We start from the raw sequence: 25258 nt of genomic DNA on the forward strand, positions 1-25258 counted from the left end.
TGAGGTGCCCTGGTGGCCATGTTAAGCTTATTGTTCTTTCGAACGAGGATACGCCGTAGATTGAACGTCAAAGCTCTGAAGATGGCCTTCGGCAAGCATCCGATCTTCTGAACGCAAAAATGCCCCCTTGCCAGATCGACAAGGGGGCATCGCTGTAAAATATATACACTAATCTGTACTTGCTCAGGCTAAACGATGAACTTCGAAAGCGTCTCCTTGAGGTTGTTGGATACATTCTCCAGCTTACCAGACAAGGTTACGAGCTGATTGCCCACGTTCTCCTGCTCACTGCTCAGGGAAGCTACTTCCTCTGAGGTTGCGGAGGATTGCTCGGCAACAGCACTTACATTGCTCATGGCATCAGACAATACGCTCTGTGACTGATTCAACTCCTGAATCGAGCCCGTTACAGAATTAAGACGTTCTACGAAATCACCCATTTGCTGCTGTACAGAATTGAAGATTTCTGTTGTCTCCTTAACGGCGCCCATTTGTTCCCGGAACAATGGATAGACTTCAGACAATGCAGCTACCGTTTCGTTCATTTCAGACACAATGTTATCGACAATGTCCCCTGCCATAATAATGGACTGGCGAGATTGGTCAGCCAATTGCCGAATCTCGTCTGCTACGACCATAAAGCCTCTTCCGGCTACCCCGGCACGCGCTGCTTCAATCGTAGCATTCAAGGATAGAATATTCGTCTGCTTCGTAATATTCTGTAGCACATCAAATACCTTGAATACCGAAGCTGTCGTCTCCTTCAGACGATCTACCTTCGCTACCAATGCCTTGGTTGTTTCCTCGGTCACACGTGTCTTGCTCATCAGCTGCTCTAGCTGCTTGGTACCCTCTTCGCTTGAACGCTCTACGTGACGGGCAGCATCTCCCATCTCTTTGTTTGAGTCGATGACGAGCTCCATCTGACGGGAAATATTCTCCGTTAACGCATTTCCTTTCTCCGCTTCAGTTGCCAGGCTGGTAGCCCCATTCGCAATCTCTTCTGTCGCTACAGCGATCTCACGGGCCGAGACAGCGGTCTTTCTGGATGCATCACTAAGCTCAGAGGCTGTTCCCAGAACATCCTGTGCAGAATTGTTGGTAAGCTGCGCCAGGAGCGTTATTTGCTCCATCATTTCGTTGAAGCTGGCTGACAGCTGACCGATCTCATCCTGTGAATGATGCTTCGTGCGTACACGCAAGTCACCCTTCGCTCCCTGAAGCATCAGCTCTGTCAGATTGGACAATGGACGAGCAATCATCCGAATCATGACCAGACCGATCACTACAGCTAGCGCAGCAGCGACAATAGCAAATATCCAGGTCGTAATCAGAATACTTCTGGCGTCAACTACCAGTTCCTTCACAGGTACTTGTCCATTCAGTATCCACTGTGAGCTCCCTAAAGTCGTATAGACCGTCAGTGTGTTTACTTGCTGATCGCCGATATTCAGATTGAGATTCTTTGTTCCTTGCGGCTCTGTATAATCCTTTACGTAGTCGAGCTTCACTTCTCCCCCAGCCATATTGTCCAACGTAGACGCTACGACTGCCCCGTCTGAGGCTACGAGATCGACTCGGCCTCCTGCACCCAGGGAGAGACCACTCAATTGCTCCTCCAGAATACTTGTCTTCAAGTCCATGACGAGCACGTAAGTACCACCAACACCACTTACGTCGTTCATAGTTCTGACCAGTCTGAAGGTTTTGCCCTCACTATCCGTAGGAATCCAGCGTGCTCCCTTGTTTTGCAGCACCTCATCGAACCACGCTTCTTCACGAACCTCAACTCGATTTCCGGTTCCCATCGGATTCTTACTCTTGTCCTCAGGGTACAGATATAGGCTCTCAATCGCTTTGTTCGTAAAAGCGATATTAGCGAGTTTCTTGTTGATCGTGTCTGTATTTACGAAGACATCAAATGAAGTTTGGTTCGGGTCCGATATTTTCTTGAGCAAATCAGACATCTCCGAGTCGAAAAATACCTGTGTCGAGGTATCCAGCAGTCGCTCAAGAATAATATCCAGCTTGTCTGCTGTCTGCGAGATCGTTTGTTGATATGCATCCGCTGCATTTTTCTCAATGACACCGCGAGCTGTCATATACGACATTACGCCCAGACAGATTACGAAGAACATAATAGCAACGAAAAAGATAGCAAACAGCTTCATCCCGACCGACTTGACTGGATTTGCCTTGCGTATCATTGCTCCCATACCTTTGACAGTAAACGTTTTCATCCCGCGCGGTTGACGACCATTGCCCCCACCGTTCGCACTCCCTTGCGTACCCTGACTGTTACCTTTCTTGCTCGGTAGCTTGGCCAACTGTTTCTTGAATAGAGGAGACAGCTTGCCTGCAGCTTGTCCAAGCTTTGCTTTTGTAGATTCCCATGGCTTAGATGAGCCCTCTACAGCTTTTTGGATGTTCTGTGGTGCATTGGTGTCTTGAAACTTTTGGTTTTTGTTGCCCTGCTTGTTCTGACGTTTAAAACCCATTTCTCTCACCTGCCGAATGTGTTATATTTCTCTCCTTACAACATTTTCCTCTTTCACAGCTTGCCTGAATAATACACGTCCCCCTTCCTATTTTTGGCCGCACGCTAAATAAGCACATGCCGGATTATGCACAAAGGTCTTGCTTGAGAGGCTTGACCATAGTCAATTGCCAGCTGCAACATGCATTCAAACATAGTTTTGGGGCATTATGTAAAAAGCTACTCTTAATATATATCGTAATATTATGGTCGGATGTTAACACTTTTTACGTCCCACTAATAAATTTCTTAAAACTTTTTTCCTATTCATGAATAAGACCCTCTTATTCAAAGAGGGTCTTAAGCAGCACTGTTATAGGATAATTGTCTTATAACTGGCGATTTATACTATTTTTTCTTACGCATCATATCAAAATAAGATACAGGCTGGTCCACCTTCATTCGAATCGGCTGAAGTGGATGACGGGCAGCGTCAAGCTCATTGCCTTCTTCGTCCCAGATTTGTCCAACCTTTTGCTTGAAGAAGGTACCGTTAGGCCCAAAGAACTCGATCTCATGTCCAGGCTTGAAGTGATTCCGTTGCTGAACAGTAGCCATACCAGTTGCTGCATCATAGTCCAATACGAGTCCAGCAAAATCGTAAGGTACCGCCTTCTCCTCAGGCTCATAGATATGATCCTCATGATCAGGTGTGTCATAGAAAAATCCAGTATTCAGCGGACGATTAGCTGCTTTGTTAATCTCTTCAACCCATTCTGGCTTGAGTACGTAGTTATCAGGGTCCGCCATATACGAATCAATCGCTTGACGGTAGACATTCACCACAGTTGCTACATAGTGTATGGACTTCATACGTCCTTCGATCTTAAAGCTGTCCACACCCACATCAATCAGATCCGGAATATGATCAATCATGCACAAATCCTTGGAGCCCATAGTGAAGGCATTATCCTTCTCCTCGAACAGCGGCAGCTGCGTCTCGCCAAGACGGAAGTTCTGAAGGACTCGGCTATCCCGTGCTTCCTCCTCAGAGATCCACGTACCCTCTGGACGAGCGTCCTCGAACAGATCATACTTCCAGCGGCAAGACTGACAGCAGCCCCCACGATTGGAATCACGATCCGTAAAATGATTGGACAGGACACAACGTCCGGAGAACGAGGAACACATGGCACCGTGAATAAAGGATTCTATTTCGATGTCGACATGCTTCTTGATCTCCTGAATCTCTTCCATACTAGTCTCACGTCCGAGCACAACCCGTGGTAGCCCCTGATCCTTCCAGAACTTCACAGCTTGCCAGTTCAACGTGGATTGCTGAGTGCTAAGATGGACTTCCAGTCCAGGTACGAACTTGCGAGCTACATCAATGATCGCCGGATCAGCCGCAATAATCGCAGAGATTCCCGCGTCATGCAGGTTCTGCAAATATTCCTTAATTCCTTCGATATCTTCATTATGTGCATAAATGTTGGTGGCCACAAACACCTTGGCCCCATACTTTCGTGCAAATTCCACACCCTCACGCATTTCTTCAAAGCTGAAATTATCCGCATTCGAGCGCAGGCCATAATGCTGACCTCCGATATAGACAGCGTCTGCTCCATAATGAATCGCAAATTTTAGCTTCTCCAGATTCCCTGCCGGTGCCAGAAGCTCCGGTTTATCAAGACGGTTTCTCTTTCCTGCGTATTTAGGCTTCGTTAAGGTTGCCATCGTGTTGTCCACCCCTTTTTATTTTCAATTAATAAACCTGCTCTTTATAGAAAAATCCGAAGGACAGCTCCCGCTCCGGGTCCTGCAATCGCCTTACTTCATCCAGCCAGCTCTCATCGAACGTGTAGCTGTCAGCATCAGCAGCATAGGCATCTATGGCCTGACGATAAGCCTTGACTGCAGCACAGTTATAAGCGAGCGACTTCATAAGGCCTTCGATCTTGAAGCTGTGCACGCCGGCTTCCATCATAATATGCAGATCCTCGATAATACAGATGTCATCCGAGCTCATGATATGCGTTCCGTTGACATCCTCATAGATAGGGAACTTCTGATCAGGGCGCTCATCCGTCTCGATCAGGAACAACCCGCGATCCATTCCCAGATTACCATCCACTGGACGATTCTGATGCTTCATGTAGCTAGCCACCAGACTACGCTTGGAATGATAAATGTTCGTCATCCCATGCACCTGCACCTGGGCCTCGATCTGTAGATGAGGAATCATCCCTGTAATCTCATCCATATTTAGCTCACGTGCCAGTACGACGCGAGAAGCTCCCTTCTCGCCCCAGTAGTTAGCTGTGGCATAGTTCGTCGAGGTCATCTCGGCATTCCAGAACAAACGAATATTCGGAGCATGCTCTCTCGCAGCTGCCAGCACAGAGGGGTCATTGAATTCGATCGCATCCACGCCGTACTCCGCAAGCTTCTCGATATATGTCGGGATCGACTGCAGCAGATCGTTGGTCATCAAGTTGCTCATAGATACGTAGACTTTCCCGTTACGCTTGTGCGCCTCATCAACGGTCTCCTTGATTTGCTCCAGCGTAAAGCTACCCGGCAGGCGCATACCAAAGCGGTCATCCCCGATCAGCAGGGCATCTGCTCCTGCCTCCAGAAGCTGCCGTGCCTCCTGCGGTGTAGCTGCCGTAACAAGCAGTTCCGGTTTTTTTTGCATATTGTACAACTCCTATTGTGTCACATTTTTGCTAGCTTCGATATTGCGTAAATGTTCCTGATACGTACGCCCGAACAAATGCCCCTGCGTACCATCCTTCTTTGTCACATAGTAGAAATAATCCGTATTGGCTGGCTCCAGCGCAGCTTCTACGGCGCTTAGACTCGGGCTCGAGATCGGTCCTGGCGGTAGTCCGTCATACATATACGTATTGTACGGGGTATCTACCTCCAGATCCTTGAACAGAAGCCGCTCCTTCTGCTTGTCCAGCATATATTGCACCGTGGCATCAATCTCAAGCCTTTGCCCTTTCTTCAGCCGATTATAGATAACGCTGGCTACCATCGGACGCTCTTCATCCACCACAACCTCACGCTCAATCAGGGAAGCGACCGTCATCAGCTCATGTAAGGATTCGCCGCGTTCCTGCAGTTGTGCCTCCAGATCGGTGATGGAGTCCAGCTCCTTCTGGGTCTGCTGCAGCATTACTGTAACAATATCCTTTACTGTACTGTCCTTCTTCACCTCATAAGTCTCAGGGAACAGGTAGCCCTCCAGTTGATATCTCAGCTTATCATTCCGCGGAATCGAATCGGCCAGTGGGAGCTCGAAGGCAGCTGCATCATTGGCCAGCTTGAGGAACTCTTCCTTGTCCGCAATTCCTGCTTCCTGAAGTCGATCAGCGATCTGGATTACTGTATAGCCCTCAGGAATGGTAAAACGCAGCATTTCTTCCTTCTCAACGTCTCCTGAGGATAACTTCGTTATAATTGCATCAAAATCGGCCCCAGGTGTAACCGCGTAATTCCCCGCCTGGAAGCCGCTCCCGACATTATTCCATCTCACATATCCTTTAAAAACGAGAGCATTCCGAATAAGACCTTTCTCCTCCAGCAGGTCAGCAATCCTAGAGGAGCTCATCCCTTGTTCTATGGTAAAAGCAACAGGCTCGGACTTTGCTTGCACAGGCTGCATCATTTGCCACAGATACCACGCAGCTCCTCCCGCTAATAGAACAAGCAAGAGCAGGAAGAGCAATGCCGGTCTAGATTTACGCTTCAACAATCCCAACCCCTTCACAGCCAAAAAGAGCGGACTGGTCCGCCCTTTCAGGTTCATCTCAACAGGCTTTACAATTGGTCAAGCTTCTTCTGGCCGTCAAGCTTACTCCGGCAAGGTTACTTCGTCGTATAGCTCGGCAATGTCTTCCCATTCCTCATCATCCTCAATGGTTGTGAGTTCAGGCTCCCCATCACCGTTATATTGAACACGCAATAACTCATAATCCTCTGCAGATGCATTCGGTGCCTGGATCACGACATAGCCTTGACCCTGTACCTGGAATTCCGCTACTAGCTGATACATGACACTCTTCCCCTGTTCATCCTCCAGCTCGATGTCAGAGCCGAAGGATTCCTGAAGTCGAGACAGCCACTGAATATCTTCACGAGAGTAGGATGTCATGCGTCAGCATCCTCTTCCTCTTCTACAAATGTATTAAAAGTTTCTTCGACGATCTCCCATTCGGCGTCATCCTGGATGACAAATAGCTTGATATCGTCTCCCTCTTCTTCATAGCGGAACGCATATACATCGGTCTCATCCTCTTCAGGCTCGACTGGTGCAACCATCATATACTTGGCGTCGGAGCCATCTACCTCGAATTTCATAATGACCTCGAATTCCTCTTCGTTGCCATCTTCATCAGCGATGTAGATAATTTCCGGTTGCTCTTCTTCCAATTCCACTCGGTTATCAGCCATTGCGAAATCCCCCTCACCTTGTACTGTTAGCATCCAAATAATTTTGCAAGATCAAGCATGCCGCCATTTTGTCCACAACCTGCTTGCGCTTCTTCCGGCTTACATCAGCATCAATCAATGCACGCTCGGCAGAAACGGTAGTGAGCCTCTCATCCCAAAGGTGAACGGGGATGTTCAATACTTCGCGCAAATGCTCAGCGAACGCCATTGCCAGCTCTCCTCTGGGACCGATGGTTCCATTCATGTTCTTGGGAAGACCCAATACAATCTGCTCCACCTCATGCTCCTTGACGAGGGCTTCGATTCTGGCAAACTCACCTGCATCCTTGCGCCTTTCAATAACTTCCAAACCTTGAGCGGTCCAGCCGAACGCATCGCTTAGTGCGACACCGATTCTGCGGTCACCGTAATCCAGTCCCAGTAATCTCATCCAGTCTCCCTTAACGATGGTTGGCCAGATAGGAACGGACTAATTCTTCAATCAACTCATCGCGTTCTTTCTTGCGAACCAGACTTCTTGCATTGTTATGACGGGGAATGTAAGCGGGGTCCCCGGATAACAGGTAGCCGACGATCTGGTTGATTGGATTGTACTCCTTCTCCACCAGTGCGTCGTATACTGTCAACAAAATTTCCTGGGAAGACGCTTCTTCCTCGTCCCCTTTGACATTAAACTTGACCGTCTTATCCATAGAGTCCATGTTGACACCTCGCTTCCACAAAACATGTGTACATGTTATGTCCAGCTTTTCTTCTCTATCATACCATAATCAGCGCCCCGTAAGGAAATAAAGGAATTGGAAATCCATTATTTAGGGCAAAAATTCTTCACTTAGCCTTGGGACACCAGCTCTACGGCACGCTTCAAAGCTTCATCCAGCTTGGATACATCCTTGCCGCCCGCTTGAGCCATGTCTGGTCGGCCGCCGCCGCCGCCGCCGCAGACTGAAGCAATCTCCTTGACCAGCTTGCCTGCATGAAGTCCTGCCTGGACCTGCTCCTTCGGCACGGATACGACAAAGTTCACCTTGTCTTCCATTACTGCACCGAGTACGAGCACTGCCTCCGGCAGCTTGCCTTTCAGCTCATCTGCAATAGCACGCAATGCGTCCATATTCGTGGCTTCCACTCGTACAGCTAGCAGTGTTGTATTGCCTGCCTGCACGACTTTATCCGTCAATTGACCAGCCTCAATCGCACTCAGCTTGCCTTGCAGGGACTCGTTCTCACGGCTCAGCTCTTTCATTTGCTGATGAAGACCTTCGATTCGCTTAGGCACATCTGCAATGTTGGATTTGAGCAGGCTGGCTGAGGCTTTGAGCAGTTCCAGCTGTTCTTCCATATATGCATACGCATTACGACCCGTTACGGCTTCAATTCTTCTCACACCTGATCCAATACCGCTCTCGCCAAGCAGCTTGAACAGGCCGATCTGCGATGTATTGCTCACATGACATCCACCACATAGCTCAATGCTGTATTCGCCAACCTTGACTACCCTTACGATGTCCCCATACTTCTCGCCGAACAGTGCCATAGCTCCCATGGCTTTAGCTTCGTCAATCGGCTTCAGGTCAATACTCACGGATTCCTGAGCCCAGATGTGGTTATTCACCCGACGTTCAATATCTGCTAGCTCTTCCGCAGTAATGCTACCGAAGTGAGAGAAGTCAAAGCGCAGACGGGAGGCCTCTACCAGAGAGCCTGCCTGATTGACATGCTCGCCTAATACTTCCTTGAGCGCTTTGTGCAGCAAATGCGTGGCCGTATGGTTTTTCTCGATATCCTGACGCGCCTGACTATTCACCTCAGCCCGAACGGAGTCACCCACACGAAGCTCGCCAGCCTCCACCACGATCTGATGGACATGCTGTCCTTGAGGTGCCTTGCTCAATCCTTCCACTCGCGCCGTAACCGTGCCACCACGCAGGACACCACGGTCACTTACCTGACCGCCGCTCTCAGCATAGAATGGCGTTACATCCAGTACAATCTGTGCAGTCTGTCCTTCATGCAGCTGATCGACGAGAGCATCCTCATGGATAATCGCAACAACCTTGGATTCGGTCACCAAATCATGATACCCAACAAATTCACTTTTAACCGTCAATTCGGACAATGCTCCGCCCTGTACCTTCATGCTTCCGCTGTCCTTACGGGCAACACGCGCCCGTTCACGCTGTTCCTGCATGGCCTGATCGAAGCCCTCACGGTCCACGCCAAGTCCATGCTCGCTCGCATAGTCCTCTGTCAGATCGAACGGGAAGCCATACGTGTCATACAGCTTAAATGCATCAGCACCACTGATGGTCTTCAGACCGTTGCTGGTCGCTGCAGCACTGATCTCTGCCAGGATGGCCAGACCGTCGCTAAGCGTCTCATGGAAACGCTCCTCCTCCGTCTTGATAACCTTGACGATGAATTCGCGCTTCTCTACTACTTCCGGGTAGTATACGCCCATGATGTCGCCTACTGTCTCGACCAGCTCATACATGAATGGACGCTCCATGCCCAGCATTTTTCCGTAACGGACAGCCCGGCGGAGCAGTCTGCGGATGACATAGCCTCGACCTTCATTAGAAGGAAGCACGCCATCTCCCACAGCAAATGCTACGGTACGGATATGATCCGCAATCACCTTCAGGGCTACATCCGTATCCACATGCTCGTTGTATGTCACATTGGCAATAGACGCTGCTTTCTGAATAATAGGCTGGAACAGGTCCGTATCAAAGTTAGAGTTCACGTCCTGCAGGATGGATGCAAAACGCTCCAGCCCGGCACCTGTATCAATATTCTTATTCGGAAGCGGCGTATAGCTGCCATCCTTGTTATGATTGAACTGTGAAAATACGAGGTTCCATACCTCCAGGTAGCGTTCGTTCTCGCCGCCAGGATACATCTCGGGATCGGACATATCGCTACCGTAGGCTTCACCACGATCATAGAAGATTTCGGTACATGGACCACAAGGACCCTCACCGATATCCCAGAAATTGTCCTCCAGCTTGATGATACGCTCGGCTGGGAGACCAACCTTCTCGTTCCACAGCTTGTACGCCTCTTCATCCTCAGGATATACCGTAACCGACAGACGCTCTGGATCAAAGCCGATCCATTGCGGTGAGGTCAGGAACTCCCATGCCCAGGTCACAACCTCTTCCTTGAAATAGTCACCAATGGAGAAGTTGCCCAGCATTTCAAAGAATGTATGGTGTCTGCGTGTCTTGCCGACATTCTCAATATCATTGGTACGAATACATTTCTGCGAGTTCGCAATACGCGGATTATCCGGCTTCACACGACCGTCGAAGTATGGCTTCAATGGTGCCATGCCCGCATTAATCCACAGCAGCGATGGATCATTGTGAGGAACTAGCGATGCGCTTGGTTCAATATGGTGTCCTTTTTCTGCAAAAAACTCGAGCCATTTGGAACGGATTTCACTGGCTTTCATGTTCATGCCTCCACTATCAGAATTAAGATGATTGGTTCGTGCTGAATCAAAAATAGATGTGAAAATACAAAAAAACGCCCCTCCATACTTCAGGGACGAATTCATCGCGGTACCACCCTGGTTATCGACCATGCCGGTAAGCATGAACGATCGCCTTTGATCAGCTGATAACGGGAGCCTCCCGGCGGGGATGAGCCGCACTCCGAAATGAGCTTTCCGTCGTCACGCCGCACAGGCTCTTCCACCCATCGGGAATTCCCGAAGGAGCCTGCTCGCTGTGGAGGGTAAAACGACGTACTTGATTTCATCAACGTGTTATTTATTAGACAGCCCAGTCAAGCTGGAACGCTTACTGCTCCCAGCGCAAGCTTTGGGAAAACATTAATGTAAATACAAGTTGGTGCAATTACAGAAGGAGTAATTACACAAAATGATACATTGTCTAGTATATCCATCCGAAATCGCAGTGTCAATGCGCGTTACAACCACTTTTCACAAAGGATGCTACACCGTCTTCCGACGGATGTAGTAAGCGAATACATGCTGCACGATGACCTTCAGAATAGCCAGCACAGGAACAGCAAGGATCAAGCCAACAATCCCCGCGAGTTCTCCACCGACAAGCAACGCAAAAATAATCGCCAGCGGATGTAGGTGCAAGGATCGACCTACGACCTGAGGAGATACCACATTGCTCTCCAGCATCTGGCACAGCACATTGACGATGACCACATAGATGACCATCTTCATCGACACAGTAGAGGCCATAATGATGGCGGGAGCCGCTCCCAGAAAGGGACCCAGATAAGGAACAATGTTGAATACCGCCACCACACTCGCCAAGAGCAGTGCATAGGGCATACCTACGACCATATAGCCGATGTAAGCTAGCATTCCAACGATAATGCAGACGGCGAATTGGCCACGAATGTAGTTGCCAAGCGCTGTATCGATCTCCTTCAGCACATGGACAATCTCTTTACGATGGGCTCCAGGCAGGAACGAGACAATCGTGCGCTCGAACACATCGAAGTCCTTCAGGATATAAAATATGAGAAACGGAAGAATGAACACATTCAGTAACGCATTAATCATCCCCCCGATATTGTCCATGAACGCCGAGATGCCCGTCGTGAGCCGATCCTCCATTTGGAAGAACCACTGATTCATCCCGTCGCGAACCCCAAGTGGCAGCATACTGCCATCCAGATTGGTCATGAATCCCTGTGCATGCATCGTAATCTCTGGCAAATGCTCATTCAGCTCATCAAGCTGCTCAATGAACATCGGAATCACATTCATCAGCACCACACCAATCGAGGTGAGGAAGACAGCATAAATGAGCAGAACTGCCACGCTTCGCGGAACCTTGCGACCGCTGAGCATACTGACCACGGGATTGAGAACGTAGGATATGATCATGGCGAGGGCGAAGGGGGCTATTATTTTCTTCAGAAAGCCATAGGTTGTACGAAACAACGGAAGCAGTAGCCACAAGAAATATAAAATAACAAGCCCCAGCAGCACCATCATGCCATACCGAAACCATTTATTTTTCAGGTAAGATTCCAATCCCCTTGTCCACCTCTTTCGGACTTGCTCTGTCGATGACAGTATATGCGGGAAGAGGAGGCTTTAACCCTGATTAAGGGAGCTCGCATCTAAATTAGTTCAAGCTGTATTCTTTCAATTAGCTTTTCCGTGTGCGGAAATCTTCCAATCCCCGTTGTGCCATTTGCCATCGAACCACGTTCAGGCTCCAGGAGCAGATACCCCCGCTTTTGAAGTCTGTGAATGTTCTCTTGTACGATTTCGGTGCCATACATAGAGGAGTTCATGGAAGGAATGATCAATATCTTATTGTGAAACGCTAAAATTGACGTACTGAGCAGATCATCTGCGATGCCATTAGCTGCCTTGCTAATCATATTGGCAGTTGCTGGCGCAATAATCAGAAGATCACTTCGTGCCGCAAGGTCCAAATGCTGAAAGCTACTCTCCTGCTTAGCTTCAAACATGTCTATTGAGACTGGATTTCGTGAGATGCTCTGGAAAGTTAAAGGTGTAACAAACCTGGTAGCATTAGCAGTCATTATCACATGGACCTCTGCTCCACAATATTTCAATCTACTAACCAGCTCTACAGTCTTATATGCAGCAATTCCTCCACACACCCCACATAAAATAACCTTTCCCTTAAGCATATCATTCACCTTATTTCATTGAGAGATATATAAGAAAATGGTGTTGGTAATATAGCTCACAGTATAAACCTGATGATCGCCTCTAACCAGCGAGAATATCGGAGAAAATTGGCTTTTGAAGTCGAATAGTTCGACACTTTTGTGAACGTAATCACAAATTCATGTAAAAGACCGCTCTCGACGAAAAAATCGAGAGCGGTCACATACAGACATCATATTTAATTTGCAGTCACGAATAACAATTCAGCATCCGTTTAAGACGATGCATGTGCTTCCGGGAATTGCTGTGCGATCTCTTCGCCAAAGAACAGATCGTCCAGCGAACTGAGCGTTCCGTCTTCCTCTACCTGATACACGGACATCTTCTCGCCGTTGACAGTCAGCTCAATGTAGCACCCCCAGCAGTAAAACTGATGAGATCCGATTTTACCGATATCCCTCGAATTACAATTTGGACATCTCATGTATACTCACCCTATCCATTAACAGAATGTGTCGCTTTTAATCCAGGCGCTCTTCACTGAGGGGAGGGACCATAACGGCATGCTTACCGATGGACATCTCTTCAGTGACAGGCAACCATTTTCTTCCTTCAATTACATCAGTTACAAAGCCGTCGCTGATTTCCAGCCTTCTTATTGTATTGCCCATTTTCTGGTCAAAATAAACATCTGTAATTTGGCCCAGCAAGGAGCCTTGCTCTGTCAGCACCGACAGGGATCTCAGCTTGCTGCTGCCATTCAGGAATGTATGCTGTATATGGTCGGCTTCCAGCTTGCGGATGGCCTGTTGATTACGGATCATTACGGCATCCTCACCGCAGGCAACAATATCGTCCCAATGAACGACCTTTAGATGTGTGGTGAATAGGCCCTTGTCTTCAAGCTCGATCCCCTCGATCTTCCAGTCTGCTGTCAGCAGGAAGTCGTGGATCGTACCTATGCGACTGCCGCTCTCTAGATCGAATACGGCTAGTCCAATCATTTCTTGAAGCTTCATAATATACAGGGCCTCCTCATCCCTAATGCCTATTACGCAGCCGAGTCAGAATGGTTGCAATTTTTTCGGCTGTGTACTCGATTTCCTCCATAGTATTACCCAACCCAAAGCTAAAACGAATCGCTGATTTCAATACTTCTTCAGGAAGCTGCATCGCCTCCAGCACATGGGATACCTCAAGTGATCCTGAGGTACAAGCCGACCCACTTGCTGCGGCAATCCCCTCCATGTCCAAATTCATTAGTAGTGTCTCCGTGCTATACCCCGGGAAGCTGATATTTACGATATGAGGTAAGCAATATTCCTGATTACCATTCACAACGAAAGCTCCCTGGCCCAAACGTTCCTCCAATCGATTCAAGAACATCTGGCGCAAATACAGATCATGCTCCCTACGTAGAGTGAGGCCCTCGGATGCCAGTCGGGCTGCAGCTGCAAAGCCTGCGATTCCTGCCATATTCTCAGTACCTGCTCGTCTCTTCTTCTCCTGCAGCCCCCCATAGGACTGCGGTTGAAGTGAGACACCACGCCGGATGTACAGAGCTCCCATTCCCTGCGGGCCATTGATCTTGTGTGCAGATACACTGAGTAGGTCAACAGGCAGCTCGTGACAACGAATCTGTACTGCTCCGAAGGCTTGTACAGCATCTACGTGCAGTAGAATCCCTCTGGAGCGGGCCAGCTCTCCTGCCTCCACAATCGGCTGAAGTGTTCCTGTCTCGTTGTTCCCATACATCATGGTAATCAAGAAGGTATCTGGGCGAATTGCTGCTTCTAGATCTGAGATACGTATACGTCCCGTGTGATCCACAGGCAGATAAGTCACCTCGTAGCCCTTCCGCTCCAATTCCTCGCAGCTATGTAGCACAGCGTGATGCTCGATGGATGTTGTAATGATATGGCCAGACTTTTGATTCTGGGCCTCAGCTGCCCCAAATATAGCCAGGTTATCACTCTCAGTGCCTCCGCCAGTAAATACCAATTCCTCTGGCATGCACCCCAAAGAAGCCGCAACGACATCCCGTGCATCACCTACTGTACGCTTGGCTGACCGCCCAAAAGCATGAATGCTGGAGGGATTGCCAAATTGGCCGGTCATGATTCCCATCATGGTCTGCGCTACCTCTGGATGCATCGGGGTCGATGCGGCATGGTCCAAATAAATACGCTTCATTATATATGCCACCCCGTTATAAATTCAGTTATTTGAAGGAAGCTGCAATGATATGCATGCACTCCGACTGGAATTGTAATCCATTCTGTGCCTTCACTATATAAGCAACTATGAAAAAAAGCAAGAAAATATCCTGTAATAATTACAATAACCGGGCAGGAATTCATAATGAATCCTGCCCGGCTTAATGTATGCTATTACAGCCCTGTTAGATCATCCAATCTGATGAGATTGAAATCCCTGCTCGATATGGTACTTGACGCTGAAGGAGAGACCAGCAGCATTGGAATAATACATACTTGCTGCTCCTGCTCCCATTCAAGCTCGCGCAGCTTCAGGTGAGAGGCAAATTGAGCAGTTGTGTAAGGCTCTTCTTCGAGATATTCATCAAGCCAATGCTCATTCCAGATGTCCAGTAGCTCAACAGCTAATGATTGACGCGCTTGCTCATCCAACGTGTTCAGATTGTCCAGCAGCTGCTCCACAGCTGGAAGCATAGACTCCGCTTCTCCCTTATCTTCTGCATGGAGCAAGATATGTATACGATTGCCCTGCCACTCAGTATCACCAGTATAAGATGACTCTTCGGCACTGCAAGATCGAGTTAGTTCTGAAGTTAAAGTTTATCAGTCAGTTGAGATACGTCATTGTTAAAATATGTCCATTACTTTTCATATCAAAAGAATATCTGCTACTAATTAACAACCCATCAGGATTAAATTTATATGTAAGCTTTGTGAGAAGACCGTTAATCTTATCCTGATACACCAATTCCTTCTCATCTTCAAATAAGAGTATTGCTCCTTCTGCCTCTCTTACTTCCTGCTGGCTCATTCCCCAATCTACATTTCGAAATGAACGCTTTTTTTCAGTTTCTAGAGTTAAGGTCGAGGATGAATCTTTCTCATCTTTTCCTACTTCGCTTTCAGCTTCCTCGGGAGAAGTCACTTCTTTAATTGACTCAGAATGATCAGAAGCACCCTCTGTCTGTTTTGACAGTTCTAACTTATCTGAAGCTGTTGAAGCTGCTGCTTCCTGTAATTCAACTCTACTATTACATCCTGATAGCAATAACCCTATTACACAAATGATAACAACATAACAATTTTTCATTTTTCTTCACCTCTTAATTTTAACATACTGTTCTATCATCGGTTTCAAGATGATTTCCGTTTACATTAGAACCGCAATCTGAACCGTAATCTCAAATTCACTCTCAAATTCAAGCAGAAAAAAGCTGATCAAGTTTGACCAGCTTTGTTGAATCAGAGCATGATAGTTAAAACATTAAAGTCGTCCAGACCTAATAGTTGTGCAGACTCAATTACTTCTTCGCCATATATTTGCGAATATCGAAAGCAACCGCGGCTACAATAATGAGTCCTTTGATAATCAACTGCCAGTATGGACTGACGCCGATAAAGGTCAAGCCGTAGTTAATGACGCCAAAGATCAGCACCCCGGCCATTACACCAGGTACAGTACCGATACCGCCCGCAGTCGATACGCCGCCCACCACACAGGCCGCGATCGCATCAAGCTCATACATGTTACCATAGTTGTTGGTAGCCCCTCCCGTACGAGCAGCCTCCAGCACTCCACCCAGTCCATACAATGCACCAGCAATGGCATAGAGTGCGATCAGATTGCGGGCAACGTGAATACCGGATACATGGGCAGCCTGAATATTGCCGCCGATGGCATACATATTCTTGCCAAGTCTTGTCTTGTTAAAAATTACCCAGCATATCACGGCTACAGCAATCGCAATGAGCACAATGTATGGAATGGAGTAGCCCCCACCCAGATCAATATAGCCTGAGCCTATCGTTGTAAAGTCAGGTCTTAACCCACCAATCGGCTGGGACTGGTTGGGCTCCATGTCAAAATAGATGGAGTTCAGACCATATACGGCTACCATAGTTCCCAGAGTGGCTATGAAAGGTGGAACATTTAATTTTGCAACAATAATTCCGTTGACCAGGCCTACGAGCAGTCCTGCAATAATCCCGATCACAATCGGTAACCCTACCCATAGCTGGGGAAGATCAGGGAAGAAACGATTGGCATAGGTATCTATCTGGAGCATGGAGGCCGAGATAACTGCGGTCAGCCCTACGACCCGACCGGCAGACAGGTCTACCCCACCTGTGACCAGAATAAAAGCGGCACCAAGTGCAATAATGGCTCTAGTAGAAGACTGCTGTAGAATATCTCGTAATGTAGAAAAGGCCAAAAAATTGGGGTCTGCAATGGCAATCCCGATTACCAACAGGATCAACACCATAAAGATGGCGCGCTGCATCATATATTGCCGTACCTGTGTCATCACACGTGTATTCATTTCTATTCCTCCCGCTAAGCTTAAGCCATGCGCTGCTGCGCTGCCAGCCGCATGATATGCTGCTCCGTAGCCTCGGCGCCTTCCACAATTCCTGTGAGCCTGCCCTCACTCATAACCATGATGCGATCCGACATCCCCAGCAGCTCAGGCATTTCGGAGCTGATCATGATGATACTTTTGCCCTGACGGGCCAGCTCTGTAATGATGGTATAAATCTCGAACTTCGCCCCGACATCAATGCCACGAGTGGGTTCATCCAGCAGCAATATATCTGGATCGGTAAGCAGCCAACGGGCCAGCAGCACCTTTTGCTGATTGCCACCAGACAGGTTGCGAATTAATGTATTCACCGATGGTGTCTTCGTGCGAAGCTTCTGCGTCTGCTCGGCTGCCTCCTCTCGTCCTCTCCTCTCGTTCAACAGGCCCAGGCGATTCCTGTAGCGTCCAAGATTCGCAATAATCGTATTCTCATAGACCGATAGCACTGGAAAAATCCCTGTTACCCGACGTTCCTCCGTCAGAAGCGCCATATTATGCCGCTTGGCGGCAGCAGGTGAAGAGATCCTCGCTACACGACCATTGATGTGGATCTTGCCAGCAGCCAGCGCCCGCAATCCGAACAAGGCTTCGATCAGTTCTGTTCGCTGTGCGCCTACCAGCCCTCCGACGCCTAGAATCTCTCCCTTACGGAGCTCAAAGGACACATCCCGAAAAGAGTTCGGCTGCATAGCCGTCAGCCCTTCCGCTTTCATTATGACTTCACCAGGCACATGCGTCTTTTCTGGAAAACGCTCATTCAGATCACGGCCCACCATACGTGTAATGATCAGGTCCGTCGTAAGCTCGGCTGCAGCCCAGGTTCCAACCAATGCGCCATCCCGCATGATCGTCACCTCATCGGAGATCGTCAGTATCTCCTCCATTTTGTGGGAGATGTAGATAATGGATACCCCGCGACTGCGAAGCTCCCGGATGATGGTGAACAGCTGCTCCACTTCTTTACCTGTTAATGAAGAGGTCGGTTCGTCCATGACGATGACCTTGGAGCGGAAGGATACGGCCTTCGCGATCTCAATCGACTGGATTTTGGACACGGAGAGCGTTCTCGTAAGCGCCTTGGGGTCGATGTCCAAGCCCAAATCTGCGAACAGCCCCTTTGTATCCTCAGCCATCCGCTTCTCATCCACCAGCTTGAACGGACCTATACCCATCATAGGAAAGCGCCCGAGCCATATATTCTCCATCACTGGACGATGGGGTACGGGATGCAGCTCCTGATGAATCATGGATATGCCCTGCGCCAGCGCTGTACTAGAATTCGGAATGTCCACCACTTGCCCATTTAGCTTGATCTCGCCTTCATCCGGTCGATAGATCCCGAACAGGCATTTCATCAACGTGGACTTTCCCGCACCGTTCTCACCCATAAGAGCATGTACGGTTCCTGGTCGGACCTTCAGCGTAACCTGACTCAGCGCCTGCACACCGGGAAAAGCCTTGGAGATGCCGTTCATCTCCAGCAAATACGGTGATTCCATATTGTGTATCTCCCCTTCCGCTTCCCTTGCGGAGAAGGGTGCCGTGACTTCACGGCTCCCCCTCTCTTCGCGGTTATTGGGCGTCTGCGATATTGTCCTTGGTTATTTTCTTATAGGCGATCCATACGTACTTCCCATCCGTAATATCGAAGCCAGTGTTGTCCTTCGTAGGCGTCTCGCCCTTAGCCAGAGCCTCAGCAATAGCTACCGTAGCTGCCCCTTGATTCTTGGCATCGTTAAGCACCGTACCGAGCATCGTACCGTCCTGCAAAGCCTGAATAGCTGGTGCAGTGGCATCCACACCTACGACAGGAATGCTCTTGTCACCCTGGAAATATCCAGCTGCCTTCAGCGCCTCAATAGCCCCCAGAGCCATGTCGTCATTGTTCGCGAGTACGGCTTCAATCTTGTCACCGTGTGAGGCCAGGAATGCCTGCATTTTCTCCTGCCCTTTGACGCGGTCCCACATCGCGGTATCTACAGCCAATGCTTCGACTTCAATTCCTGCATCCTCGATCGCCTGCACGGAATATTTGGTGCGTAGCTCCGCATCCTGATGACCTGGCTCGCCCTTCAGCATGACATATTGAAGCTTGCCGTCCCCATTCTTGTCAGCCTCAGGATGTGCCTTCCAGTAGTCGACGATTAGTTGGCCGGAAATGGTACCGGATTCCTCAGCTTTTGCTCCAACATAATAGACCTTATCCCATTTGTTCATATCCTCAGCTACCGGCTCCCGGTTCAGGAACACGACAGGCACGTTAGCTGCCTTGGCCTTGTCAATAATAACCCCGGCTGCTGTGCGATCCACAGGATTCACGGCCATGGCATTGTACTTTTTAGAAATAAACAAATCGACCTTCTCGTTCTGGGTCGGCTGGGCATTCTGGCTATCGACAATATCCAGCTCAGCCTTGCCCTCAGCAGCAGCCTTCATCGCATTTCGGACTCCAGTCATGAACGTATCGTCGAATTTATAGATGGCTACCCCGACTTTGGGCAGTTCTGTGCCCGAGGATGTGTTTTGCGCTGCTGTATCTGTACCGCCGCTGTTCCCGGTAGTCGTACTGCCAGCACCTCCGCCGCAAGCTGCAGTAACCAGCATCAATCCTGTCATCGCAAGCATGGTCCATGTTTTCTTCATGTATAATGACCTCCCCTGATTCATTCGGCAATGCCGATGTCTTTATTATGAAAGGGTTTTCAGTATTTTCGAATACAATATCTTCATCTGTTATATAAAAATCTTCATTTATTGGTGGACCTGTCATTGAACAAAGGGAAATAACAGCTTCTGGTTATCCATCCAGAACATATTCTCGGTGCTGACCACTCTCGTCTCCAGCGTAATCTGTGGCTGTACCTGCTCACCATTCAGATACGCTGTCGCTTGTTGAACGCCAAGATAGCCTGCACTGAAGCCATTGTGAACGACCAGACGGCGTATAATTCCCTCCTGTAGCTGCTCCAGTTGCTCACGTTCACTCCCGAACCCTACGATCGGAATGCCGTTGTGGGAACTGCATTGCTCGGCAACACTCCGTGCAGCAATAATGCTCGCCGACTCATCCAGAGCGATCATCCCAATGGACCTAGCAGGCTCTGCTGGTGAATTGGCATTCGTCTGTTGATCCGGCTTGGCGCATTGAGCATGAAGCCATTGCTCAATATGCAGCTGGCACGACGCCTCATCCTGACAAGCCAACTGAGACTCGACTTGCAGCTGTGGATACTGCTGCTGGAGGATCTCCCGTACTCCTTGCTCACGCTCAGCGAGAGCATAGCTATCTATACTCAAGCCCGGATAAGTGTTTTGACCTGCATTTTGACCTGCATTTTGACCTGCATTTTGACCTGCATTTTGACCTGCATTTTGACCTGCATTTTGACCTGCATTTTGACCTGCGTCATGATCTGTTTTCTGATCTGTAATTTGATTTGCGTCTCGATCTGTATTCCGGCCTGTATTCTGATTCGTTTGTTGAGTCATTTGCTTAGGATTGGTTTGATCCGCGACCCGAGCCGTATCCTGAGTAATGCCAAGTAACAGCACCCTTCCCCTACCCTCTAGCAGCTCCCCCATGGCTTGCCCAGCCTGACGACCAGCTGCATGATGATCCATCGAAATACTGCTGGTAACTCCTTGCACATGTTGAGCATTCAGTGATATAACCGGAATCGTCTTGCCCTTCTGTCCTGTAATGGCAGCTACCTCGCGAATGGCTTGCTCCAATCCACGATCGCTTTCCGGATTCAAAATGATTGCCGTGGCACCCAACTCCAGAGCATGGGCCACTGCTGCAGCTTGAGCCGATTGCTCATCAACTTTGGCTTGTGAGTGGGCAGCATCGAATGCAATGATGGGCTTCGTATAGAGTGTTGTCGTGGCACTATCGGAATTAGCAGTTTCCTTCGTATTGCTGGCCTCTACCATCGCACCATGTTCTTGTGAAGAGTCCCTTGCGGCCGTGGTCATTTCCACCGTAATCAGCTCTGCCCCCAGCTCCCTGGCAGCAGATTCGGCTCCGAACTGTACCGCATCGGATACACTTTTACTCCCTGCCGGGGTAATGAGTGCAATACGATAGACATGTGGCTCAGCATCGCTAGATGAATAGCTACAGCTAGTCAGCAGCAGACCCAACATAATGAATAATGGCACCCGTACCCAATTGAACCTGAGCCTACTATCTACATTCCCTCTCGTTGTACAATCGTTTTCGCGACGGATGATCCCTTTCATTGAGAATGCTCCTCTCCTACGTCGTGGACGGGTCTGACGGGGAGTCGGATGGTCACGACTGTCCCTTCCTCCAATTCGCTGTCAAATGTCAAGCCGTAACCTTCGCCATACACCAGGCGAATCCGATCATGAACATTCCGAACCGCCACACCTGAACCGGCTCCGCTCTTAACCACAGGCTTACCGGTGAATAACCGCTTCATCTGCTCCTCAGACATACCCATGCCATTATCACTAACCTCGATATATAGCAATTGCTCATTGGTGTACGTACGTATTTGGATGAAGCCCTCATCGCCCAATCCCTCAATACCGTGTACAATCGCGTTCTCTACCAATGGTTGTAGAATCAGCTTCAGTGTGGTGCAATCCAATGTCTGCTCCTCGGCATCTATGTGGAATTGGAACTTCTGCTTGAAGCGCATCTGCTGAATCGTCAAATAATGATAGACATGCTCCAGCTCTTCGCGAACGGTAATGATAGTACGTCCTTGGCTTAAGCTTAGGCGGAAGAGCTTGGAAAGCGAGGTAATCATCGTGATTACTTCCTCGTTACGACTCATGCCAACCATCCGTACAACCGAATTCAGCGTATTGTACAAAAAATGGGGGTTAATCTGTGCCTGTAATGCTGCCAGCTCCAATTGGCGCTTCTGCTCCTGCTCCCGAATAATCTCATCCATCAGCGTCCGAATCTGACTGACCATAAGATTGAAACGTCTGGACAGCTGCTGCACCTCCAGCGGTCCCGTCATCGGCAGCTCTACATTGAAGTCTCCCTGCTCTACGGTCTTCATCCGGCGTTCCATTCGACGGATCGGCCTCGTTAACGTCGTGGATAGCAATATCGAAATGATAATGACCAGCACCAGAACCACGACCAACATGCGCAACAAATAAGCTGTTACCTCGTGACGGGTCGTCATGATCTCCTCCTTGTAGGCGACCCCAACAATTTTCCAGCCGATATTGGCGACGGATTTGACAGCATTCAAGCGCTGCTGCCCTTCCGCTGTATCCTCATAAGTGCCCGTAGCAACCAGCGCTTGCTCGATATTTTCCCGCTTCAGCCCCATGTACATGAGCTGCTGCTGCGGATGATAGACGATATTGCCTGCACTCTCATCAATAATGTACACGTAGCCACGCTGACCTAGGCTTACACGACGACTGAGCTCGTCGATCTGCTTGAAGTTGATATCTACCAGTAAAATCACCTGCTCATCCTGACCATTTCGCCGGACGGTTATGCCTTTGCTCATCGAGACTACCCACGGATATGAGCCTGCATACATATTCTGAATATGCGGCAGCGAGAAGCTCAGGTGATCAGGCACACGCAGCGCGGACTGGAACCAGCCCTGTTGGGTAATATGCGCACTGCTTCTCAATTCGCCAGCTGGTCGATTTTTGAGCAATTTCCCCTCCTGATCCAGCAAGGTGATGGATATGATATCCTCACGACTACTTAAGAGGGTGTCCAGTTGCTTATCTACCTGTTGCCCCTGCCAGTCACCGTCCGCCAGCATATGCTCCTCAATCGCACGATACACGTGGGACATGCCCCGGACGTAGTCCTCCAGATTGTAGCTGACCTGATCTACTATCTGCCGGGTTGCAAGCTCTGCGCTGCGCTCGGCAGCCCGTGTGAACTGGTTATACAGCAGCATCGACGTTACAGTTAGCACGATGACCATGAATGCGGAGAATGATCTCGTAATAATCGTACCGATGCTTTTCGCACCTATGAATTGTACCGGATCGGAGAATCGGCGGTTGATAGATCGCAGTAGCAATGCCCCTCTGTCTCCTAACCAGCGCTTCATATATGACGCTCCTCGCCTTCCGCCCGTTCTGCCTGCTTGCGGTATTCCTTGGGGGAGACGCCAACTTGCTTTTTGAAGCAAAAGCTAAAATAATTCGGCTCCGCAAAGCCCACCTCCGAAGCAATCTCGAAGGACTTCAGCCCCGTCGAGCGGAGCAGGCGCTTCGCCTCCTCCATCCGTAGCTGCATCAAATATTGCAGGAAGGTCAGCTGAACTTCTTTCTTGAAAATGCTGCAAAAGTACCCCTGACTGATATGGAGATGGCTGCATACCTTTTGAATGGACAATTCCGGGTCTCTGTAATGCGCCTTGGTGTACTGCAAAGCCTGGTCGATCATATCCCGGTAAGCATGCTGGCGACCGGAGGCGATCCGCCTCTGCACCAACTGACAGATATCGCGCAGTCTGCGCTTGGCCTCCTCCAATCCAGCCAGCTTGAGCAGCTCTGCGTAGACCTGGAAACCTGCCCCGAACAATTCCTCCAGCTCCTCACCCGAGGACAGGGTGGCTTTCCATACGGTCGTAACAACTTCAATGAGATAAAGCTGTATATCATGGCTACCATGCTGGCGGGTTACTTCGGCGAAGATCGTATCCAGAGCCTCTTCCAGCTCGTCCTCGGTGCCTGCCTTCAGGCAGCGGGTCAGCATTTGCTGCTTCAATTCATCAAACCGCAGCTGCCCGCCTGCTCGTCGCTCGACCTCATCAATGTAGATCAGTCGATCGGTACCAGGTACCAGACGATAATCCAGGGCCAGCATCGCATCCGTATAAGAATGCGTCAGCAGACCCAGGGAATCGACGAGCGAGCCTGCACCAATCGTAACTGCCAGCCGTAAATAATGATTCATGCTGCGCAGCACACGATCAAGCGCTTCCTGACGCTCCAGCTCACGCTCATTAAGGCCGTCCCGATCAATGAACAGCAATACGATCATATCCTGATGCCAGAATACATAGCCTGCACCGAATTCATTCCACACCTCACTCGCAATATTCAGGGCAGCGAATTGCTTAAGCTCTGCATCCTTCCATAGCACGATAGCTGTATCGTCGGCTTCCTCTCCCGTTTGTCCAGACCTCCTATCCGTCTCGTTCTTATGTAATGTCAATACAGAAATGCTGTATCTGAAGCCTGTGAGGTCAAGGTCCAGTTGCCTTGCTTTATCGTGTACGTAGTCCTCTGATCGCTGTCTATATAACAAGGAGGCCAGAAAATTTGATTGTAGCAGTGGAAGGCTATTGTGATAGTACTCTTTCAGCTTTCGTAAATTCTCCCTTTCTGCTACATCCGCAGCCATCTGTGAACGTAGACGAGTCAATAGTTCCGTCAGATGTCCTGCTGAGAAAGGCTTCAGCAGATATTCGTCTACGCTAAGGGATACTGCTTGCCGGGCATAATCAAATTCATCGTATCCCGTCAATATGACTAGCTTAATGAGTGGATTGTGCCTACGCAGCTCGTGGGCCAACTCCAGACCGTTCATGAAGGGCATGCTGATATCCGTAATTACAATATCGGGTTCCACCCGCTCTGCTAGCTCCAAGGCTTCCCTTCCATTCTCGGCAAGTCCCACAATTCGAAGGCCCAATGCCTCCCAATCAATCTCCAGCACAAGTCCTTCTCTTACATCCTCTTCGTCATCTACCAGCAATACCCGATACATGGGGATATGCCTCCCTTACCTCTAAAATGAATGAGCAGCGCCTGCTCCAAAATCATATGTGTGAAGTGCCCGGACATTACTATACAATAGATTCGAATTATTGTAACCGCTTACTTTTTCCTGTGTAAAAAACATGGATACGGATTCAACAACAAAAAAGACCCCTCTGTATAGGAGTCTTAGGAGGGAGCCTCTGGAAGGGATCTTTGAAAGGAATCTTGGAGTCATTTGGAGCCTTTGAAATCAGGATTCTGGAAGCCGTGGCTTCCATCATTCCATGATTCGCTAGAAACGTCCGTTTGCTGATCAAAAAACATCCGTTTGCTTCCGTAATGTCTTAAACCGTAAATTCTCGGCGACCTCTCCTCG

General features: G+C 49.1%; 20 protein-coding genes and 2 pseudogenes. All 22 read right to left on the reverse strand.

Annotated elements, in window-relative coordinates; genetic code table 11:
• Nucleotides 1-188: 188 nt before the first annotated feature.
• Nucleotides 189-2498, reverse strand: coding sequence for a methyl-accepting chemotaxis protein (locus MKX74_RS20535; RefSeq protein ID WP_028590006.1), 2310 nt, complete (start codon nt 2496-2498; stop codon nt 189-191).
• Nucleotides 2499-2884: 386 nt separating this feature from the next.
• Nucleotides 2885-4213, reverse strand: a complete 1329-nt coding sequence (locus MKX74_RS20540; RefSeq protein WP_018884723.1) for a peptidase U32 family protein — start codon at nt 4211-4213, stop codon at nt 2885-2887.
• Between the two features lie 28 nt (nt 4214-4241).
• Nucleotides 4242-5174 (reverse strand): peptidase U32 family protein, encoded by a 933-nt coding sequence (locus MKX74_RS20545; protein ID WP_341179666.1) that lies wholly within the window; start codon nt 5172-5174, stop codon nt 4242-4244.
• Nucleotides 5175-5186: 12 nt separating this feature from the next.
• Nucleotides 5187-6236, reverse strand: coding sequence for an endolytic transglycosylase MltG (gene mltG / locus MKX74_RS20550; protein WP_341180625.1), 1050 nt, complete (start codon nt 6234-6236; stop codon nt 5187-5189).
• A 102-nt stretch (nt 6237-6338) separates the two neighbouring features.
• Nucleotides 6339-6638: a DUF1292 domain-containing protein gene (locus MKX74_RS20555; RefSeq protein ID WP_025681088.1), complete on the reverse strand. Its 300-nt coding sequence runs from the start codon at nt 6636-6638 to the stop codon at nt 6339-6341.
• Entirely contained in the window at nt 6635-6937 is a 303-nt protein-coding gene (locus MKX74_RS20560) for a DUF1292 domain-containing protein (protein ID WP_018884727.1), read from the reverse strand. The genes MKX74_RS20555 and MKX74_RS20560 overlap by 4 nt, the downstream gene beginning before the upstream one ends.
• A 13-nt stretch (nt 6938-6950) precedes the next feature.
• Nucleotides 6951-7367, reverse strand: a complete 417-nt coding sequence (gene ruvX, locus MKX74_RS20565; RefSeq protein ID WP_018884728.1) for a Holliday junction resolvase RuvX — start codon at nt 7365-7367, stop codon at nt 6951-6953.
• Between the two features lie 10 nt (nt 7368-7377).
• Nucleotides 7378-7638 (reverse strand): IreB family regulatory phosphoprotein, encoded by a 261-nt coding sequence (locus MKX74_RS20570; protein ID WP_018884729.1) that lies wholly within the window; start codon nt 7636-7638, stop codon nt 7378-7380.
• A 131-nt stretch (nt 7639-7769) separates the two neighbouring features.
• Nucleotides 7770-10394 carry an alanine--tRNA ligase gene (gene alaS / locus MKX74_RS20575; RefSeq protein ID WP_341179667.1) on the reverse strand — a complete coding sequence of 875 codons (2625 nt, stop codon included), beginning with the start codon at nt 10392-10394 and terminating at the stop codon, nt 7770-7772.
• Nucleotides 10395-10898: 504 nt separating this feature from the next.
• Nucleotides 10899-11927 (reverse strand): AI-2E family transporter, encoded by a 1029-nt coding sequence (locus tag MKX74_RS20580; protein WP_404821475.1) that lies wholly within the window; start codon nt 11925-11927, stop codon nt 10899-10901.
• Between the two features lie 128 nt (nt 11928-12055).
• Nucleotides 12056-12598: a flavoprotein gene (locus tag MKX74_RS20585; protein WP_018884732.1), complete on the reverse strand. Its 543-nt coding sequence runs from the start codon at nt 12596-12598 to the stop codon at nt 12056-12058.
• Between the two features lie 254 nt (nt 12599-12852).
• Nucleotides 12853-13062, reverse strand: coding sequence for a hypothetical protein (locus tag MKX74_RS20590; protein ID WP_018884733.1), 210 nt, complete (start codon nt 13060-13062; stop codon nt 12853-12855).
• Between the two features lie 11 nt (nt 13063-13073).
• Nucleotides 13074-13597: pseudogene (locus MKX74_RS20595) on the reverse strand (PRC-barrel domain-containing protein).
• Between the two features lie 22 nt (nt 13598-13619).
• Nucleotides 13620-14771 carry a cysteine desulfurase family protein gene (locus MKX74_RS20600; protein WP_341179668.1) on the reverse strand — a complete coding sequence of 384 codons (1152 nt, stop codon included), beginning with the start codon at nt 14769-14771 and terminating at the stop codon, nt 13620-13622.
• 197 nt (nt 14772-14968) lie between these two features.
• Nucleotides 14969-15340, reverse strand: a pseudogene (locus MKX74_RS20605) (DUF2262 domain-containing protein); the annotation flags it as partial.
• Between the two features lie 61 nt (nt 15341-15401).
• Entirely contained in the window at nt 15402-15884 is a 483-nt protein-coding gene (locus MKX74_RS20610; protein ID WP_341179669.1) for a hypothetical protein, read from the reverse strand.
• 211 nt (nt 15885-16095) lie between these two features.
• Nucleotides 16096-17115: a galactose/methyl galactoside ABC transporter permease MglC gene (gene mglC / locus MKX74_RS20615; RefSeq protein WP_018884737.1), complete on the reverse strand. Its 1020-nt coding sequence runs from the start codon at nt 17113-17115 to the stop codon at nt 16096-16098.
• Nucleotides 17116-17135: 20 nt separating this feature from the next.
• Nucleotides 17136-18653 (reverse strand): sugar ABC transporter ATP-binding protein, encoded by a 1518-nt coding sequence (locus tag MKX74_RS20620; protein ID WP_018884738.1) that lies wholly within the window; start codon nt 18651-18653, stop codon nt 17136-17138.
• 73 nt (nt 18654-18726) lie between these two features.
• On the reverse strand, nt 18727-19797 hold the full coding sequence (locus tag MKX74_RS20625; RefSeq protein ID WP_341179670.1) for a galactose ABC transporter substrate-binding protein: 1071 nt from the start codon (nt 19795-19797) through the stop codon (nt 18727-18729).
• A 123-nt stretch (nt 19798-19920) separates the two neighbouring features.
• Nucleotides 19921-21396: a substrate-binding domain-containing protein gene (locus tag MKX74_RS20630; protein ID WP_341179671.1), complete on the reverse strand. Its 1476-nt coding sequence runs from the start codon at nt 21394-21396 to the stop codon at nt 19921-19923.
• Complete coding sequence (locus MKX74_RS20635) at nt 21393-23222, reverse strand: cache domain-containing sensor histidine kinase (protein ID WP_341179672.1); 1830 nt, start codon at nt 23220-23222, stop codon at nt 21393-21395. The genes MKX74_RS20630 and MKX74_RS20635 overlap by 4 nt, the downstream gene beginning before the upstream one ends.
• Entirely contained in the window at nt 23219-24889 is a 1671-nt protein-coding gene (locus tag MKX74_RS20640) for a response regulator (RefSeq protein WP_341179673.1), read from the reverse strand. The genes MKX74_RS20635 and MKX74_RS20640 overlap by 4 nt, the downstream gene beginning before the upstream one ends.
• Between the last annotated feature and the right edge of the window lie 369 nt (nt 24890-25258).

Source organism: Paenibacillus sp. FSL K6-1230 (assembly GCF_038002385.1).
GTDB lineage: Bacteria > Bacillota > Bacilli > Paenibacillales > Paenibacillaceae > Paenibacillus > Paenibacillus massiliensis.

Excerpts from the sequence above, each read along its gene's own strand:
- MKX74_RS20640 (WP_341179673.1), bottom strand. The coding sequence starts at position 24,889 with ATGTATCGGGTATTGCTGGTAGATGACGAAGAGGATGTAAGAGAAGGA.
- MKX74_RS20635 (WP_341179672.1), bottom strand. The coding sequence starts at position 23,222 with ATGAAGCGCTGGTTAGGAGACAGAGGGGCATTGCTACTGCGATCTATC.
- alaS (WP_341179667.1), bottom strand. The coding sequence starts at position 10,394 with ATGAAAGCCAGTGAAATCCGTTCCAAATGGCTCGAGTTTTTTGCAGAA.
- MKX74_RS20580 (WP_404821475.1), bottom strand. The coding sequence starts at position 11,927 with ATGATGGTGCTGCTGGGGCTTGTTATTTTATATTTCTTGTGGCTACTG.
- ruvX (WP_018884728.1), bottom strand. The coding sequence starts at position 7,367 with ATGAGATTACTGGGACTGGATTACGGTGACCGCAGAATCGGTGTCGCA.
- MKX74_RS20590 (WP_018884733.1), bottom strand. The coding sequence starts at position 13,062 with ATGAGATGTCCAAATTGTAATTCGAGGGATATCGGTAAAATCGGATCT.
- MKX74_RS20535 (WP_028590006.1), bottom strand. The coding sequence starts at position 2,498 with ATGGGTTTTAAACGTCAGAACAAGCAGGGCAACAAAAACCAAAAGTTT.
- MKX74_RS20625 (WP_341179670.1), bottom strand. The coding sequence starts at position 19,797 with ATGAAGAAAACATGGACCATGCTTGCGATGACAGGATTGATGCTGGTT.
- mglC (WP_018884737.1), bottom strand. The coding sequence starts at position 17,115 with ATGAATACACGTGTGATGACACAGGTACGGCAATATATGATGCAGCGC.
- MKX74_RS20570 (WP_018884729.1), bottom strand. The coding sequence starts at position 7,638 with ATGGACTCTATGGATAAGACGGTCAAGTTTAATGTCAAAGGGGACGAG.
- MKX74_RS20555 (WP_025681088.1), bottom strand. The coding sequence starts at position 6,638 with ATGACATCCTACTCTCGTGAAGATATTCAGTGGCTGTCTCGACTTCAG.
- MKX74_RS20620 (WP_018884738.1), bottom strand. The coding sequence starts at position 18,653 with ATGGAATCACCGTATTTGCTGGAGATGAACGGCATCTCCAAGGCTTTT.
- MKX74_RS20630 (WP_341179671.1), bottom strand. The coding sequence starts at position 21,396 with ATGAAAGGGATCATCCGTCGCGAAAACGATTGTACAACGAGAGGGAAT.
- MKX74_RS20540 (WP_018884723.1), bottom strand. The coding sequence starts at position 4,213 with ATGGCAACCTTAACGAAGCCTAAATACGCAGGAAAGAGAAACCGTCTT.
- MKX74_RS20600 (WP_341179668.1), bottom strand. The coding sequence starts at position 14,771 with ATGAAGCGTATTTATTTGGACCATGCCGCATCGACCCCGATGCATCCA.
- MKX74_RS20560 (WP_018884727.1), bottom strand. The coding sequence starts at position 6,937 with ATGGCTGATAACCGAGTGGAATTGGAAGAAGAGCAACCGGAAATTATC.
- MKX74_RS20585 (WP_018884732.1), bottom strand. The coding sequence starts at position 12,598 with ATGCTTAAGGGAAAGGTTATTTTATGTGGGGTGTGTGGAGGAATTGCT.
- MKX74_RS20545 (WP_341179666.1), bottom strand. The coding sequence starts at position 5,174 with ATGCAAAAAAAACCGGAACTGCTTGTTACGGCAGCTACACCGCAGGAG.
- MKX74_RS20610 (WP_341179669.1), bottom strand. The coding sequence starts at position 15,884 with ATGAAAAATTGTTATGTTGTTATCATTTGTGTAATAGGGTTATTGCTA.